Source organism: Brevibacillus sp. AY1, assembly GCF_029870785.1.
GTDB classification, from domain to species: domain Bacteria; phylum Bacillota; class Bacilli; order Brevibacillales; family Brevibacillaceae; genus Brevibacillus; species Brevibacillus invocatus.
On the sequence record NZ_JAFLPN010000001.1, the window covers coordinates 136,893 to 153,419 of the forward strand.

The 16,527-nt window shown below is 50.0% G+C and carries 14 protein-coding genes; 13 read left to right on the forward strand and 1 reads right to left on the reverse strand.

What is annotated here, in order from left to right:
- The first annotated feature begins 1 nt into the window (after position 1).
- The 6 genes from JZI27_RS00725 (at position 2) to JZI27_RS00750 (ending at position 6,797) form a co-directional block, all read left to right on the forward strand.
- Positions 2-1,669, forward strand: a complete 1,668-nt coding sequence (locus tag JZI27_RS00725) for an ABC transporter substrate-binding protein (protein WP_122907225.1) — start codon at positions 2-4, stop codon at positions 1,667-1,669.
- A gap of 171 nt (positions 1,670-1,840) precedes the next feature.
- Positions 1,841-2,845: an ABC transporter permease gene (locus JZI27_RS00730; RefSeq protein WP_183184757.1), complete on the forward strand. Its 1,005-nt coding sequence runs from the start codon at positions 1,841-1,843 to the stop codon at positions 2,843-2,845.
- Between the two features lie 13 nt (positions 2,846-2,858).
- Positions 2,859-3,752 (forward strand): ABC transporter permease, encoded by an 894-nt coding sequence (locus tag JZI27_RS00735; protein ID WP_122907223.1) that lies wholly within the window; start codon positions 2,859-2,861, stop codon positions 3,750-3,752.
- 210 nt (positions 3,753-3,962) lie between these two features.
- Positions 3,963-5,054 (forward strand): M24 family metallopeptidase, encoded by a 1,092-nt coding sequence (locus JZI27_RS00740; RefSeq protein ID WP_280206773.1) that lies wholly within the window; start codon positions 3,963-3,965, stop codon positions 5,052-5,054.
- A gap of 229 nt (positions 5,055-5,283) precedes the next feature.
- Entirely contained in the window at positions 5,284-5,823 is a 540-nt protein-coding gene (locus JZI27_RS00745; RefSeq protein WP_280206266.1) for a sigma-70 family RNA polymerase sigma factor, read from the forward strand.
- Entirely contained in the window at positions 5,802-6,797 is a 996-nt protein-coding gene (locus JZI27_RS00750; RefSeq protein ID WP_280206268.1) for a hypothetical protein, read from the forward strand. Before JZI27_RS00745 ends, JZI27_RS00750 begins: the two co-directional genes overlap by 22 nt.
- Before the next feature lie 57 nt (positions 6,798-6,854).
- On the opposite strand, the gene JZI27_RS00755 is transcribed toward JZI27_RS00750, so the two are convergent.
- A complete protein-coding gene (locus JZI27_RS00755; protein ID WP_251243601.1) occupies positions 6,855-7,301 on the reverse strand; it encodes a GNAT family N-acetyltransferase in 447 nt (148 codons plus the stop codon).
- Positions 7,302-7,570: 269 nt separating this feature from the next.
- Between JZI27_RS00755 and lepA the strand changes: the two genes are divergently transcribed.
- From lepA to prmA, 7 genes are all read left to right on the forward strand, one after another.
- Positions 7,571-9,391: a translation elongation factor 4 gene (gene lepA / locus JZI27_RS00760; protein ID WP_251243600.1), complete on the forward strand. Its 1,821-nt coding sequence runs from the start codon at positions 7,571-7,573 to the stop codon at positions 9,389-9,391.
- Between the two features lie 58 nt (positions 9,392-9,449).
- Positions 9,450-10,589, forward strand: a complete 1,140-nt coding sequence (gene hemW / locus JZI27_RS00765) for a radical SAM family heme chaperone HemW (RefSeq protein ID WP_122907217.1) — start codon at positions 9,450-9,452, stop codon at positions 10,587-10,589.
- 128 nt (positions 10,590-10,717) lie between these two features.
- Positions 10,718-11,746 carry a heat-inducible transcriptional repressor HrcA gene (gene hrcA, locus JZI27_RS00770; protein WP_251243599.1) on the forward strand — a complete coding sequence of 343 codons (1,029 nt, stop codon included), beginning with the start codon at positions 10,718-10,720 and terminating at the stop codon, positions 11,744-11,746.
- Positions 11,747-11,814: 68 nt separating this feature from the next.
- The gene (grpE, locus tag JZI27_RS00775) at positions 11,815-12,357 is read left to right on the forward strand and encodes a nucleotide exchange factor GrpE (RefSeq protein WP_122907215.1); all 543 of its coding nucleotides are present in this window, start codon (positions 11,815-11,817) and stop codon (positions 12,355-12,357) included.
- Positions 12,358-12,417: 60 nt separating this feature from the next.
- On the forward strand, positions 12,418-14,253 hold the full coding sequence (gene dnaK, locus JZI27_RS00780) for a molecular chaperone DnaK (protein WP_122907214.1): 1,836 nt from the start codon (positions 12,418-12,420) through the stop codon (positions 14,251-14,253).
- Positions 14,254-14,379: 126 nt separating this feature from the next.
- The gene (gene dnaJ / locus JZI27_RS00785) at positions 14,380-15,513 is read left to right on the forward strand and encodes a molecular chaperone DnaJ (RefSeq protein WP_280206274.1); all 1,134 of its coding nucleotides are present in this window, start codon (positions 14,380-14,382) and stop codon (positions 15,511-15,513) included.
- 65 nt (positions 15,514-15,578) lie between these two features.
- Positions 15,579-16,520, forward strand: a complete 942-nt coding sequence (prmA, locus tag JZI27_RS00790) for a 50S ribosomal protein L11 methyltransferase (protein WP_122907212.1) — start codon at positions 15,579-15,581, stop codon at positions 16,518-16,520.
- Positions 16,521-16,527 lie beyond the last annotated feature (7 nt).

Genomic DNA, 16,527 nt, shown 5'->3' on the forward strand with positions numbered 1-16,527 from the left:
CATGAAGAAAAGAATTCTTTCGGCAACCATGACCAGCCTACTGGCGATTGCCATGCTGCTCGCAGGTTGCTCTCAAACGACTCAAGCTCCACCGACAGAGCCAGCCAAGACCGAACAGCCCGCGCAAACGCCAGCACCTGCACCAGAGCCTGCCAAGGAAGGTCCCAAGCAGCTGATCGTTGGACGCGGTGGCGACTCCGTAGGACTAGACCCGATCAGAGAGACAGATGGTGAATCGTTCAAGGTAACCGAAAATATTTATGACACATTGGTAGGCTACGAAGAGGAAAGTACAAAAGTAGTTCCTTCACTGGCTGAAAAATGGGAGGTTTCTCCAGACGGCCTGACGTATACGTTCACGCTTCGCAAAGGAGTCAAGTTCCATGATGGCACTGACTTTAATGCGGAAGCAGTCAAATGGAACTTTGAGCGCTGGATGGACAAGAGCAATCCTTTCCACAATCAGGACGGTTACTACTATTACAATGACATGTTCGGCGGCTACAAGGGAGATGCCAACCACGTCATCAAGTCTGTCGAAGCTGTAGACCCTGGTACAGTTAAATTTACGTTGAACTATCCGCTGGCGCCATTTATTCAGAATCTGGGAATGTCTCCTTTTGCTATCGCATCACCAACAGCTGTACAAGCGGCTGGAGCTGACGGTTTTACAGAGAAGCCAGTAGGTACAGGTCCATTCAAATTTAAAGAGTGGAAACGCAACGACACCATCACACTGGAAAAGAATCCTGACTACTGGAATGCGGGCTATCCGAAAGTGGATACGCTTGTATTCAAGGCCATTCCAGAAAATACGGCACGGCTGACTGCACTGATCAACGGAGAGATCGACCTGATGGATGGTCTGAATCCGGATGATGCGGAAGATGTAAAAGCGAACAGCGAATTGCAGCTAATTCTTCGTCCATCCATGAACATTGGCTATATCGGCTTCAACGTGGAAAAAGAACCATTTAATAATCAAAAAGTGCGCGAAGCCATCTCTCACGCGATCAACAAACCAGAAATTATTGAAGCGTTCTTTGCGGGATTGGGCCAACCAGCCGTCAACCCTATGCCACCAACACTTTGGGGACACAACGACAGCATCAAGGATCGTGAATTCAATCTGGATAAAGCGAAACAACTTTTGGCTGAAGCCGGTTTCCCGAATGGCTTTAAAACTCAATTCTGGGCGATGCCAGTACCGCGCCCTTACATGCCAGATGGTGTGAAAATCGCGGAAGCTATCCAACAAGACCTCAAAAAAATCGGTGTTGAAACAGAAATTGTGACAATGGAATGGGCGACTTATCTGGAAAAAACGAGAATTGGCGAGCAAACCATGTTCATGCTGGGTTGGACAGGGGACAACGGAGACCCTGACAACTTCCTCGCTACACTCTTGGATAAGAACAATATTGATGGAAACAACAACACTCGCTGGGCTAACGAAGAGGCTTCCCAGCTGATGATGAAAGCCAAGCAGGCAAGCACGCAGTCAGAGCGTGAGCAGCTGTACAAGCAAGTGCAAGAAATTATCTTCAAGGATGTACCGATGGTTCCTTTGGCTCACTCTACACCTGCTCTGGCTGCAAGAGCCAATGTCGTCGACTACAAACCACATCCAAAAGGCTCTGAAAGCTTAGAGAAAGTAGATATTAAATAAACCTCTCCATCACGTTCAGACGATCTTGAAGGGTAAGAGGAGAGATCCTTCTTCTTACCCTTTTCTTTCGTTTTTGAAGCTTGAATCCTTAATCAGCGACTATTCAACTACTGCCCCGTCCATCGTTTTGACGGAGCCAAGTTTTCAAATAAGGAAAGCGAGGAGATGGCATTGCTATCGTACAGCATCCGAAGAATTCTTATGCTCATCCCCGTTCTACTGGGCATGTCAATCGTCGTATTTTCCATCATACGTGCCATCCCAGGTGATCCGGCCCTCACGATTTTGGGGGAGAAAGCAAGTGCCCAGGCACTTGCAGATTTACGAGAAGCTCTCGGTCTGAACCATCCTTGGTACATACAGTATTTTGATTATTTGAAGCAAATCATTACGGGTGATCTTGGCGTATCGCTTCACTCGGGTGCTAGTATCGCGAAAGAAATAGGTCCGTATTTAGCGGCTACTGCAGAGCTGACCATTTTCAGTATGTGTTTTGCTATCATCATCGGCGTCAACGCCGGAATCATCTCTGCGTGGAAGCAAAATTCCTGGTTTGATTACATCGCCATGCTGATTGCGCTGATTGGCGTTTCCATGCCGATTTTTTGGCTGGGTCTGATGGAGCAATGGTTATTCGCTCAAGAGCTGAAGTGGCTGCCATCAGTTGGTCGTGACAATTCGCGTGATCCTATCCAGGCGATTACGCACTTCTATATAGTAGATGCCATGCTCGCAGGACGGTGGGACCAGTTCCGTGAAGTGGTTGAGCACTTGATTCTACCGGGGATCGCACTCGGGACCATTCCGATGGCTATCATTGCACGCATTACCCGCTCCAGCATGCTGGAAGTCATGCGTGCAGATTATGTCCGCACGGCCAGAGCAAAAGGGATGGCCCAATTCGGTGTGGTGTACAAGCATGCGTTGAAAAATGCCTTGATTCCCGTATTGACGGTTATTGGCTTGCAGACGGGTCTTTTGCTCGGCGGTGCGGTACTGACGGAGACGATCTTCGGATGGCCGGGTGTAGGAAGGTATATTTTCACGGCGATCGGGAATCGGGATTATCCGGTCATTCAATCCGGTATCCTGGTCATTGCCACGATCTTTGTCTTGATCAACTTACTGGTAGACCTGCTGTACGCCTACATCGATCCGAGGATCAAATACCGCTAAGGAGGTTGGAGATATGGCAGAAGTAAATGTGCAGAGCGTTCCGTTGAAACAGACGGACGAACAGATAATCTCTCCTTGGCGGGAAGCATGGAGAACGTTGCGGAAAAACAAATTGGCTTTGGTAGGGATGGGCATTATTGTGTTCTTTGTACTCGTGGCGATTTTGGCTCCACTACTGGCGCCATATCCCTACGATGTCGGAGACCTGAAAATGAAGAACCAGCCGCCATCCGAAGAACATTGGTTCGGAACAGACTACAATGGGCGGGATGTACTCAGCCGCGTGATTTACGGTGCGCGCATTTCCTTGTGGGTCGGGACGTTCGCAGTGATCGGTTCCGTCGTGGTCGGAACCATTCTGGGCTTGTTGTCTGGCTACTATGGCCGCTGGGTGGATACTCTGATATCGCGCATTTTTGATATCATGCTCGCCTTTCCCAGCATTCTTCTGGCTATTGCGATCGTGGCGATTCTCGGGCCTTCCTTGCAAAACGCCTTGCTGGCTATTGCGGTCATCAACATCCCGACATTTGGGCGACTCGTTCGTTCGCGTGTACTCAGTTTGAAGGAAGAAGAATTTGTCATGGCGGCTCGTGCGATTGGAATGAAGGACAGCCGTATCCTCTTGCAGCATATCCTGCCAAACAGCATGGCTCCGATCATCGTGACAGGGACACTGGGCATTGCTACTGCGATCATTGAAGCCGCAGCATTGGGATTCCTTGGTTTAGGAGCTCAGGCACCTGAACCGGAATGGGGAAAAATGCTGTCTGATTCCCGCCAATACATTCAGAAAGCCCCGTGGACCGTGATCTTCCCGGGATTGTCGATCATGCTGACGGTGCTTGGATTCAACCTGATCGGGGATGGATTGCGTGATGCGCTTGACCCCAGAATGAAGAATTAATCGAATCGCAGGAAGCCGATCTGGCTTCCCTTTTTTCCTTCTCTATCTGAATGTTTACGTGTTGAAGGCTAAAAAATAGGGAAGATCGCCAGAGTGCCAATAAGACACCGACATGAAGCTGGCAGTAGCCACGTCTTCAAAAATGCTTCTTTTTTCATGAGCGGAGTGGTATTCTCGCTATAGAATACTGGTGAAAGCAAGGTGAAGAAATTGTTTACAGCACGCATACAGAAATTACATACCTTTTTGCTAGAGCAAGAGCTGGACGCAGTATTGATTACATCGCCCAAACACGTCTACTACCTGACAGGCTTTTTTACAGACCCGCATGAACGTTTTCTGGGGCTGGTAATTCCTGCACAGGGGGAGCCATCATTGATCGTTCCAGCATTGGACCGTGAAGCTGCGGTAGCGGCATCCATCGTGCAGAGCATTTACACGCATACCGATATTCAAAACCCATATGAGGTCCTCAAACAAACTCTTCCGGCTGATACAAAAGCGTTGGGTCTGGAAAAAAGCCACATGACTCTGGAGCGGTTTGAGGCGATGAGTGAAGTCGTTGCGGCTTCACGCTTCGTAGACGTCGAGCAGCCGCTGCGAGAAATGCGTCTGATCAAGTCGGAGGATGAGATTGCCCGTATGAAGCACGCGATCCAGCTCGTAGAGGATGCATTGCGTGAGGGTTTGAAAAAAGTGAAGCCAGGCGTGACGGAGATGGAAATCCTGGCCGAGCTGGAATTTCAGATGAAGCGGCTGGGGGCGGAAGGTCCATCGTTTAGCACGATGGTGCTGGCTGGAGAAAAATCTGCACTTCCGCACGGCAAGCCGGGTAATCGCGCCGTACAGGAAGGCGAGCTGCTGCTGTTTGATTTGGGTGTCGAAGCGAATGGCTATGTTTCAGATATTACTCGTACATTTGCGGTGGGTGAAATCAACGACCAGCTGCGCGAGATTTACGAAACTGTATGGGCAGCCAATGAAGCGGCGATTGCAGAAATCCGTCCGGGCGTTACCTTTGCCCATCTGGACAAAACAGCTCGTGGCGTGATTGAGGCCAAGGGATATGGGGAGTACTTCATGCATCGTCTCGGACATGGATTAGGTATGGATGTGCATGAATATCCATCTGTTCATAGCGAGAACCACGAAGTGCTGCGTGCTGGTATGGTCTTCACCATCGAGCCTGGCATCTATGTGCCTGGTGTAGGTGGCGTAAGGATCGAAGACAACGTGCTGGTTACCGAGACTGGTGTAGAAGTGCTGACGCAATTCCCGAAACAGCTCACAGTGATTGGCTGAAGTGATAATCAGACATACATGTGGTGGAAAACGATGAACCCGTTAAAAAATGGGCGGAGATAGATTCTCGTTTTTAATCCACATTAGAAAGGCATCTCCCCTATGTCAATGGGAGATGCTTTTTAGTTGCGCTATACCGTGATAGCAAAAAAATAGGTGTGATTCTTGTAACAAGATGCGCTGATCTGCATCAAACCAGTAGAGTAACCAAGGGAAGGAGGACGCGTCCGTGGAAAAATTGCAGCCTACGCACGAAGCTCTTTTTGAGCAAATCATGCGGGAATATGGGACGCGTGTGCTTCGACTCGTCACATTTCTGGTCAAGGATCGCAGTCTGGCTGAAGATCTTACGCAAGATGTCTTCGTCAAGGTGTACCGAAATCTGCCCCGTTTTCGTCATGAGAGCAGTATCCATACCTGGTTGTATCGGATCGCTGTCAACGAGTGCAAGGGTTATTTGCGCTCGTGGTCATTCCGGCATATCCTCCCACGCTCCTGGATAAAAAGTGACGCAGATGTCTCGACCGAACATCTGGTTCTGGAGCAGGCTGAGCGGGATCAGTTGATACAGGCGGTCCTTAGGCTATCTCCATTCTATCGTCAGGCTATTGTGCTTCATTATTATGCGGATTTGTCTATTTCTGAGATGGCAGTGGTTCTAGGGGTATCAGAAGGTACCGTGCGTACCCGTTTGCACCGTGCTAGACAGCAGTTGAAGCAACGGATGGGAGAAGAGGAGGGATGGGAATGGACGAGGACAAATGGCTAAAACAGTTGAAGGATCGAGCAGACCAGGGCGTATTACGCGATATTTCGTTCACTCCTGAGCTGGAGCAGAAGGTGCGAAACAGGCTGCGCAAGCGATCCCGGCCAGTATGGGTTCGTGTCGGTTCGGCTGGAGTTGCTGCCTGTTTGATGGTCTTTGCCATGTGGCAGGTGTGGCCACAATCCGAAGACCAAGTACCAAGCGAGTCCATCATATCTCAGCCTCCCCCTTCTCTATTGCCTGGTGGAGCTTTGGAGACACCTGTGCTTTGGAAGCCATCTCCTGTGGTGAAAAGCACATATGACAACAAACCGTTTGCTTATATGGGTGAAAAGCCTGTTCGCTTGATAACAGATGAAACCAGCATATACGAAGGGCAGCAACAAAAATTCTTCTGGCTGCTGGATGGTGATGTTGCTTCAAAGGTCGAAATTGTCGCTCACAGCAGAGATGGACAGCAGGTCGAGTTGGGTACCTATGAGGTCATGGGGAGCCAGTATGACGCCAAAGCCCATTTTCCCTCGGGACTGGTTATACCGGATCCGGGAATATGGAAGCTGCAGATCCTATCGGAAGGGAAACACTTCGGACAAGTTTTTGTGGAGGTAAAGGCAGGGATTTCACCAAGCAATCGCAGCTTGGTTGAACCACTCATTCGTCAGTGGCTGGAGGCTGAAGGGAAAAAGCTGAACTGGCTTGGGGCAGACCGCGAGATTTCGATTGATCTACTCCATGTGGAGGCACCAAACGCAGAGCAGCGCAGGGTATATGCATGGATTAGAATCTTGAGTAAAAACAAGGAGCTTTCCTCCGGAATCAGTGCGCCGATGGCATTCGATATTCAGTATGATGGGAATAGCTATCGGGTAAAAGGCTTTGAAATGCCGGAGGATGGGAATCGTTATCAAAGCAGCTTGGAGAAAATCTTTCCGGCAAAAGTGCTGGAGAAGCTGAAGCAAAGGGATAACAAGGATTAAAGATAGAGAAGCAGGAAGAGAAACGGACTCTTAGGACAAGAGTCCGTTTTTTCTAGCCTAAAAACTGCGAGCAATCCCGTAATATGTGCCATTTCGCTGTGGCATGCGGCTGGCTCGCGCGATCATTCGCGCTCGTACAAAATCTGCTCGGCAGCTGCCTGTCGCCTGTGCATCCAGGTGGATGACTGCTTCCTCGTCCGCGGGGCTCATAGGGACGTCCGCAGGAACCTCTTCCATGCACCGGATCATCAGAGCGTGTCCCAGACCCATCCCCTGACAGGAAGGATGGACAATCACCAAGCCTATTACGGCATGTCCGTCATATTGGATCACGCCAGCACATGAGAGCAGCTGATTTTTCTCATTTCGATGTCCGTAGATTTTGCCAAGAGAGTACAAGGTATGGAGCTCCGGTGCATGGTAGTCCCACTCGACTGCTTTTGTCAATGCTAGAAGATCTGGAATATCTGCTTCGGAAAGGTGTTGTAATGGTAGTGCTTGCAAACATACATTCCCCCTTTTGATGATCCATACTTTACCATAAATTGTGGAAGGTGACGAGTCCCGTAGTGGCAAACACCCATTTCTCTTTTGTTGCTACTATATCCAGCGTTTGTTATAATTACCGTTAGCGTATTTTTCGTGAAAAACGTTTCGATGTTTTTCATACATGTGGATGTGACCGCTTGCGGTCAGCAAAATGGCAATGACCATTTTGCAAGACGCAATCTGGAACGATGGAATGGATTCGCGTGGGAGGGAACAAACAGTCAATGGATCGTCGTGAAAGACAAAAAAGGATACGAAATTTCTCCATCATCGCCCACATTGACCACGGCAAGTCGACACTTGCTGACCGGATTTTAGAGCTTACCGGAGCGTTGTCATCACGTGAGATGGAAGCACAGTTTCTGGATTCGATGGATCTGGAAAGAGAGCGCGGCATTACGATCAAACTGAATGCTGTGCGTTTGAACTATAAAGCTGATGATGGCGAAGAGTACATTCTCCATCTCATCGACACCCCTGGACACGTGGACTTTACGTACGAAGTATCCCGCAGTCTCGCAGCCTGTGAAGGAGCGATTCTGGTCGTGGATGCTGCCCAAGGGATTGAAGCACAGACGTTGGCAAACGTCTACCTGGCGTTGGACAACAATCTGGAAATCCTTCCTGTGGTGAATAAAATCGACCTGCCAAGTGCTGAGCCTGAGCGTGTGAAGCAAGAGGTAGAAGACGTAATCGGGCTGGATGCCAGTGAAGCCGTTCTGACTTCCGCCAAAGCGGGTATCGGGATCAAGGAAGTACTGGAAGCGGTTGTGAAAAAAGTACCTGCTCCAGAGGGAGATCCAGATGCACCGCTGCAAGCACTGATCTTCGACTCCTACTTCGATGCCTATCGCGGTGTCATTGCTTCGATTCGGGTCATCAACGGTACCTTGCGCAAAGGTATGAAGATCAAGATGATGGCGACAGGCAAGTCCTTTGAAGTTACGGAAATCGGTACCACGACACCGCGCCAGACGCAGGTAGAAGAACTGACCGTTGGGGATGTTGGCTATGTCGCCGCTTCCATCAAGACAGTCGGTGACACCCGTGTGGGGGATACCATCACGGATGCAGCAAGACCAGCTTCAGACCCGTTGCCGGGCTACCGCAAGATCAATCCGATGGTATTCTGCGGTCTGTATCCAATCGAGACCAGCGAGTACAACGACCTGCGAGAAGCGTTGGAAAAACTGCAGCTCAATGATGCTTCGTTGCAATTTGAGCCAGAAACATCTCAAGCATTGGGCTTTGGCTTCCGATGCGGATTCCTTGGCTTGCTGCACATGGAAATCATCCAGGAGCGGATTGAGCGGGAATTTAACATCAATCTGATCACGACAGCACCGAGCGTTATTTACCGCATCACCAGAACCAACGGCGAGGTTTTCGAAATCGACAACCCTTCGAAAATGCCTGATGCTCAAAAGATCGAAATGATCGAGGAGCCGTATGTCACCTCTACCGTCATGGTGCCAAAAGAATACGTCGGAGATGTCATGCAGCTTTGCCAAGGCAAGCGCGGAGAATTCCTCGACATGCAATACATGGGCGAGAACCGCGTACAGTTGAAATACGACATGCCTTTGTCCGAGATCGTGTACGATTTCTTTGACCTCTTGAAATCAGGAACGAGAGGATATGCCTCCTTTGACTACGAGCTGGGTGGCTACAAGGCGTCCAAGCTGGTGAAAATGGACATTCTCCTCAACAGCGAGATGGTCGATGCACTCTCCTTTATCGTGCATAAGGATACCGCATATGCCCGCGGGAAAGTCATCTGCGAAAAGCTGAAGGAATTGATTCCTCGCCAGCAATTTGAAGTGCCGATCCAAGCGACCATCGGGCAAAAAGTCGTTGCTCGTGAAACGATCAGTGCTTTGCGTAAAAACGTGCTCGCCAAGTGTTACGGTGGGGACATCTCGCGTAAACGCAAGCTCTTGGAGAAGCAAAAAGAAGGGAAGAAGCGCATGAAATCTGTCGGTTCCGTCGAGGTTCCACAAGAGGCTTTCATGGCCGTATTGCGCATGGATGATAATAAGAAGTAGGCCTGACCTTGTGTCAGGTCTTTTCCATTCTACTATCGTGAAAGGAGGGAAGCGGGTCATGCCTCACTCGGTTTATATCCACATTCCCTTTTGTACGAATAAATGCTACTACTGTGACTTCAACTCGTTTGTGACCAACAACCCGCAATTGGTGTGGGATTACCTCGAAGCGTTAAAGCGGGAGATGGAGCTCACCTTTGCCAATCGGCAGTTGGAGCCTGTGAAAACGATTTTTGTAGGCGGAGGGACGCCGACCTTTCTCGATCAGGAACAAATGCGGATGTTTCTGGAAACCGTTCAGCACTATTTGGGACGTCATCTGACTCCCGATGTGGAATTTACAATGGAGGCCAACCCGGGAACAACCGATGTAAACAAGCTGCGGTTGATGCGAGAGCTGGGTGTCAATCGTCTCAGCTTTGGCGTTCAATCCTTCGACAATGCTTTGCTGAAGCGATTGGGCCGCATCCACAACACGGATGATGTGTACCGCAGTGTGGACAACGCCCGTTCCGTTGGCTTCGAGAATTTGACGATCGACTTGATGTTCGGTTTGCCAGACCAAACGCTGCCGATTTTTCGCGAGACACTGGACAAGGCATTTGCCCTGGGGACGACTCATTTTTCCGCATACAGCCTAAAGGTCGAGGAAAATACCTTGTTCCACACGCTCTACCAGAAGGATCAGCTGCCCTTGCCTTCAGAAGAAACCGAGCTTGAGATGTACCTCATCTTGATCGAGGAGATGGAGAAACAGGGCTACGCACAATATGAGATTAGCAATTTCGCCAAGCCGGGCTTTGAAAGCCAACATAACAAAACCTATTGGCTCAATAACGAATACTATGGTTTGGGTGCAGGAGCACACGGCTATGTAAATGGAGAAAGACATGTCAACGCCGGACCGCTGGCTGTCTACTTGCAGATGAGCAAGGAAGGTCTGCCGCGAGTGGAGCAGTTTGTCGTCCCAGTGGAAGATGCGATGGAAGAGCAAATGATATTGGGCTTGCGTTTGAGAGAAGGGGTCGATTTGCCTCGGTTTGCCAACCGATTTGGCGTGGCAGCCCAAGATGTTTTCGGAACAATCATGAAGGAAGAAAGAGAGAAAGGCATGCTGGAAGAAAAAGGTGGTTATTTGCGGCTGACCGAAAAAGGCTTGCCTCTTGGCAATGAGGTGTTCGCACGCTTTTTACGGTAAATCCTGTCGAAAATCGCGTAATAACTCGCCAAAGTCCGTTGACAAATCCTTCTACTATTGATAATTTAGTAAGTAGATTTAGCACTCGCTGGATAGGAGTGCTAACAACAGGGAGGCGAAGTGAGCTTATGTTATCAGACCGTCAACAACTGATTTTGAATGCGATTGTCGATAATTACATTCATTCTGCCGAACCTGTTGGCTCCCGCACGATTTCCAAACGGGAAGACATCGGCTTTTCATCGGCTACGATTCGCAACGAAATGTCAGACCTGGAAGAGCTGGGGTATCTGGAGCAGCCGCATACTTCGGCAGGCCGCGTTCCTTCTACGAAAGGATACCGGTTTTACGTTGACAACCTGATCCAGCCTCATCTTTTAAATGAGGAAGATCTGGTTAAACTAAAACAGTTGTTTGCCGAACAAATTTTCCACGCCGAACAAGTGGTGGAGTACACAGCCCAGATTTTAACACAGCTAACCAACTACACGGCGATTGTGCTCGGTCCTGAAATTTTTGAGCATAAGCTGAGAAATGTGCAGATTGTTCCATTGAACGAGGCGCAGGCAGTAGCGATTGTTGTCACGCATACGGGGCGCGTGGAAAACAAACTCATTGATCTTCCTGAGGGTATCGGTGCCAGTGAGATTGAACAACTGGTTAACCTCCTCAACCACCGTTTAGCCGACGTGCCGCTCTGGCAGCTGCGGCAACGCCTGTATCAGGAGATATCTGGTGAAATGAAGCGACATACCGAGCAGTACGAGGAAATGCTTCAAATCCTTGATCAGTCACTCATACAGGAAGAAACAGAACGTGTCTGTCTGCGAGGGGCGACAAAGATTTTGAATCAGCCGGAATTTCGGGACGTTGACAAGGTAAAAGACATCCTGGAGCTGTTGGAACAAAACGATCAGCTGCTTCATCTGCTCGGAGGCCAGGCAAATGGCCTGACGGTGCGCATCGGTCAAGAAAATCAGCTAGACGCGATTAAGCAATGCAGTATTATCACCACTTCCTATTCTCTTGGCGGAAAGCCGGTGGGAATGGTGGGGATTCTAGGTCCGACTAGGATGGAATACGGAAGAGTCATCACCGTGCTCAATCATCTGACTGAAGGGCTGTCGCGCATGCTGACTTCGCAGTTTGAGAAATAAATGAAGGTAACGATTGAAAGGGCTGCCGATCCTTTAGATCGGTGCAGAGCCGCAGGAGGTATTACGAGTTGAGTGATGAAAAGTGGACGAAAGAAATGACAGCCGAAGAGGAGCAAAACACGGAGACGGCAGAGCAGACTGAAGCGACTGACGTAAACTGGGAGCAAGAAGCAGCTCAGTGGAAGGCGCAAGCAGAAGAAAACCAGAGTAAAATGCTTCGTGCCATGGCCGACATGGATAACCTGAGAAGACGTGTTCGCAAGGAGCAGGAAGACCTGGCGAAATACGCTTCGCAAAAGATTGTGGAAGAGCTTTTGCCTGTACTGGATAACTTCGAGCGGGCAATGGCAGCGGACAAGGAATCCATGACGGTAGAGTCCCTGTTGACAGGCGTGGACATGGTTTACCGCCAGATGGTTCAAGTCTTTGAAAAAGAAGGACTGCAAGCCATCCAGGCGGCTGGTCAGCCGTTTGATCCACACATCCATCAGGCTGTCATGCAAACCCAGGAGCCAGATGTAGATTCCGGCATTGTCGTCGAAGAGCTGCAAAAAGGCTACATGTTCAAGGATCGTGTAGTTCGCCCATCGATGGTCAAGGTAAACGCTTAAGACAGTCGTAACCATATTTATTAACATATCTCGATGCAAAGTGTTAGGAGGAAATTTTGTATGAGTCGCGTAATCGGTATTGACTTGGGAACCACAAACTCTTGTGTTGCTGTAATGGAAGGCGGCGAGCCCGTTGTAATCGCCAATGCGGAAGGAAATCGCACCACGCCATCGGTGGTCGCATATAAAAACGGCGAGCGCATCGTCGGGGAAGCTGCGAAGCGCCAAGCGATCACAAACCCGGACAACACCGTAATGTCCGTCAAGCGTCATATGGGTACCAATCACAAGGTGACCATCGAGGGAACGCAGTACACTCCTGAGCAAATCTCCGCGATGATCCTGCAAAAGCTGAAATCGGATGCCGAAGCTTATCTGGGTGAAACCGTAACACAGGCAGTTATCACCGTACCAGCGTACTTCAATGACAGCCAGCGTCAAGCGACCAAGGATGCAGGTAAAATCGCAGGTTTGGAAGTTCTGCGTATCGTGAACGAGCCGACTGCTGCTGCTCTGGCATACGGAATGGAAAAATCGGAAGACCAGACCGTGCTGGTATTCGACCTGGGTGGCGGTACATTCGACGTATCCATCCTGGAACTGTCTGAGGGCTTTTTTGAAGTGAAAGCGACCTCCGGTGACAACAAACTCGGTGGAGACGATTTTGACCAGGTGATCATGGATTACCTCGTGAGCGAGTTCAAGAAAGAACACGGAATCGATCTTTCCAAAGACCGCATGGCGCAACAACGTTTGAAAGACGCTGCTGAAAAAGCGAAGAAAGACCTCTCTGGTGTATTGACCACGACCATCTCGCTGCCGTTCATCACAGCAGATGCGACAGGTCCAAAACACTTGGAGCTGAATCTGACTCGTGCAAAATTCGAAGAGCTGTCAGCAAATCTCGTGGAACGCACCATGGGTCCTACTCGTCAAGCGCTGCAAGACGCTGGACTGACTCCGAACGAAATTGATCGCGTTGTCCTCGTCGGCGGTTCCACACGGATTCCAGCTGTACAGGAAGCGATCAAGAAATTTACCGGCAAAGAGCCGCACAAAGGCGTGAACCCAGACGAAGTGGTTGCGTTGGGAGCAGCTGTTCAAGCTGGTGTACTTACTGGTGATGTGAAAGACGTCGTTCTCTTGGACGTAACTCCACTTTCGCTGGGGATCGAAACCCTGGGTGGTGTATTCACCAAGCTGATTGACCGCAACACCACGATTCCTACAAGCAAGTCTCAAGTCTTCTCCACAGCGGCTGACAACCAGACTTCTGTAGAAATTCACGTATTGCAAGGCGAACGCCAAATGGCAGCCGACAACAAAACACTGGGACGCTTCAACCTGTCGGACATTCCGCCAGCACCACGCGGTATCCCGCAAATTGAAGTTTCCTTCGATATCGATGCGAACGGGATTGTGAACGTACGCGCGAAAGACTTGGGTACTGGCAAGGAGCAACGCATCACGATCACTTCCAATACAGGACTGTCCGATGAAGATATCGAGCGCATGGTAAAAGAAGCGGAACTGAACGCTGAAGCCGACAAAAAGCGCAAGGAAGAAGTAGAAGTGCGCAATGAAGCAGACCAGCTCGTGTTCACGACGGAGAAAACGTTGAAAGACGTAGAGGGCAAGGTAGATCAGGCTGAGATCGATTCCGCAAACCAAGCCAAGGATAAAGTGAAAAAGGCTCTGGAAGGCGGCAACATCGAAGAAATCAAGACTGCCAAGGACGAACTCTCTGCGATTGTTCAGCAAATTTCCATGAAGCTGTATGAGCAGGCTGCGCAAGCCGCTCAGGCACAAGGTGGAGCAGGAGCAGGAGCGGAAGGGGAAGCGAAGAAAGACAACGTGGTAGATGCCGACTATGAAGTGGTAGACGACAAAAAGTAATCACGTTGGCCTTTTCTTCACAATGTGACCCACTGAAAGTCAAAGTCACGAGCTGTGACTTTGACTTTTTTTCAAGTCTGTCACATGCTATGATAACAGTTGACTGTCATGGGAGTGATCTAGGAGATGAAACGCGATTTCTACGAGGTGCTGGGCGTAGCCAAGGATGCGAGCGCGGATGATATCAAAAAAGCGTATCGCAAGCTTGCGCGTCAGTATCACCCGGATGTGAATAAAGAGGCAGATGCCGAGGAAAAGTTCAAGGAAGTAAAGGAAGCCTACGACGTCCTGTCGGAACCGCAAAAACGGGCGCAATACGACCGCTTTGGACATCAGGACCCCAATCAGGGCTTTGGCGGTGGCGGTTTTGACGGATCGGGCATGGGTGGCTTTGGCGATATTTTTGATATGTTTTTCGGCGGCGGTGCGAGAAGAGCGAATCCAAACGCGCCACGTAAAGGCGCCGATTTACAATTTGGCTTGAGCATTGAGTTTCTCGATGCCGTGTTTGGCAAGGAGACAGACGTAGAGATCCCGAAAGAAGCGGAGTGCGATACCTGTCACGGTTCTGGAGCAAAGCCAGGGACCGGCGTGGAAACGTGCAAGACGTGCAGTGGAACGGGACAGCAGGAAGTGGCAGCGAACACGCCATTTGGCCGCATTGTAAATCGACGTGTTTGTACGACTTGTGAAGGAAAAGGGAAAGTATTCAAAGAGCAGTGCTCTTCCTGCCGTGGAAGCGGGCGGGTCAAGGTACGCCGCAAGATCCACCTCAACATTCCGGCCGGTGTGGACGATGGCGCACAACTTCGCGTTTCTGGCGAAGGAGAACCAGGTGCCAACGGAGGACCTCCAGGAGACTTGTACGTGGTATTGCGCGTCAAGCAGCATGAGTTCTTTGAGCGTGAAGGAAACGATATCTATTGCGAAGTTCCGCTTACGTATACACAGGCAGCACTTGGCGACGAGATCGAGGTCCCGACGGTGGATGGCCGTGTCAAGCTAAAAATTCCAGCTGGTACCCAGACCGAAACGTTCTTTCGTCTGCGTGGCAAGGGAGTTCCTCATTTGCGCGGGAACGGCAGAGGAGATCAACATGTCAAGGTACGTGTGATTACACCTACCAAGCTCAGTGACAAGCAAAAAGAGCTTTTGCGTGAACTGGCCGACTTGTCAGGGGAGAAACCGGGGCAACACGGCGGTGGCGTAGAAGACGAGAGCTTTTTTGAAAAAATGAAACGGGCGTTCCGCGTCGAATAATGCCGCGGCAGCGTCTAGGATCACAACAGGCTGTGTAATAGGATCATGTGGGGAGTGGTAGGTTCATGAATTGGTCAGAAATCAGTATCCATACAACTGCGGAAGCTACAGAGGCGGTGTCCAGCCTTTTGTATGAATTGGGTGCCAACGGCGTCGTCATTGAGGATCCGGAGGTTCTCTATCGCGATTGGGATACGCCATTTGGTGAAATCTACCAGCTTTCCCCGGATGATTTTCCAGCCGAGGGCGTATTCGTCAAGGCATATTTGCCAGCTGACAGTCGTGAATTGATCGATGTAGTGGAAGAATTGAAGGAACAGTTGGCCGAATTGACAGGATACGGACTGGATATTGGCAAAGCAACGATTGCTGTCAATGATGTTCACGAAGACGAGTGGGCCCACGCCTGGAAAAAGTACTACAAGCCGATACACGTCACGGATCGTTTGACGATCAAGCCGGTGTGGGAAGAGTACGAGCTGAGATCACCAGAAGAGTTGATCATTGAGATGGACCCCGGCATGGCTTTCGGTACAGGCACACATCCGACCACGATCCTTTGCCTGCGGGCGATCGAAAAGTACATGGCGCCTGGCGATCGTGTATACGACGTAGGGACTGGAACAGCCATTCTCAGTATTGCTGCGGTCAAGCTGGGTGCTGAACACGTCCTGGCAATGGATTTGGACGAAGTTGCAGTGCGTTCTGCACAAGCCAACACCGAGCTGAATGGCGTCCATGAAAAGATTACAGTGAAACAGAATAATTTGCTGGATGGAATCGAAGAGCAGGTGGAAATCGTGATCGCCAATATCCTGGCAGAAGTGATTGTCCGTTTTACAGATGATGTATCCCGGGTGTTGAAGCCAGGCGGAACCTTCATTGCTTCGGGCATTATCGAAGCGCGAGAGGCAGACGTAAAACGAGCTTTGGCAGAGTCAGGACTTGAGATCGTGGAAACCATTTGCATCGATGATTGGGTGGCAATTGTGTCAAAAAAACGATAGAATAGTG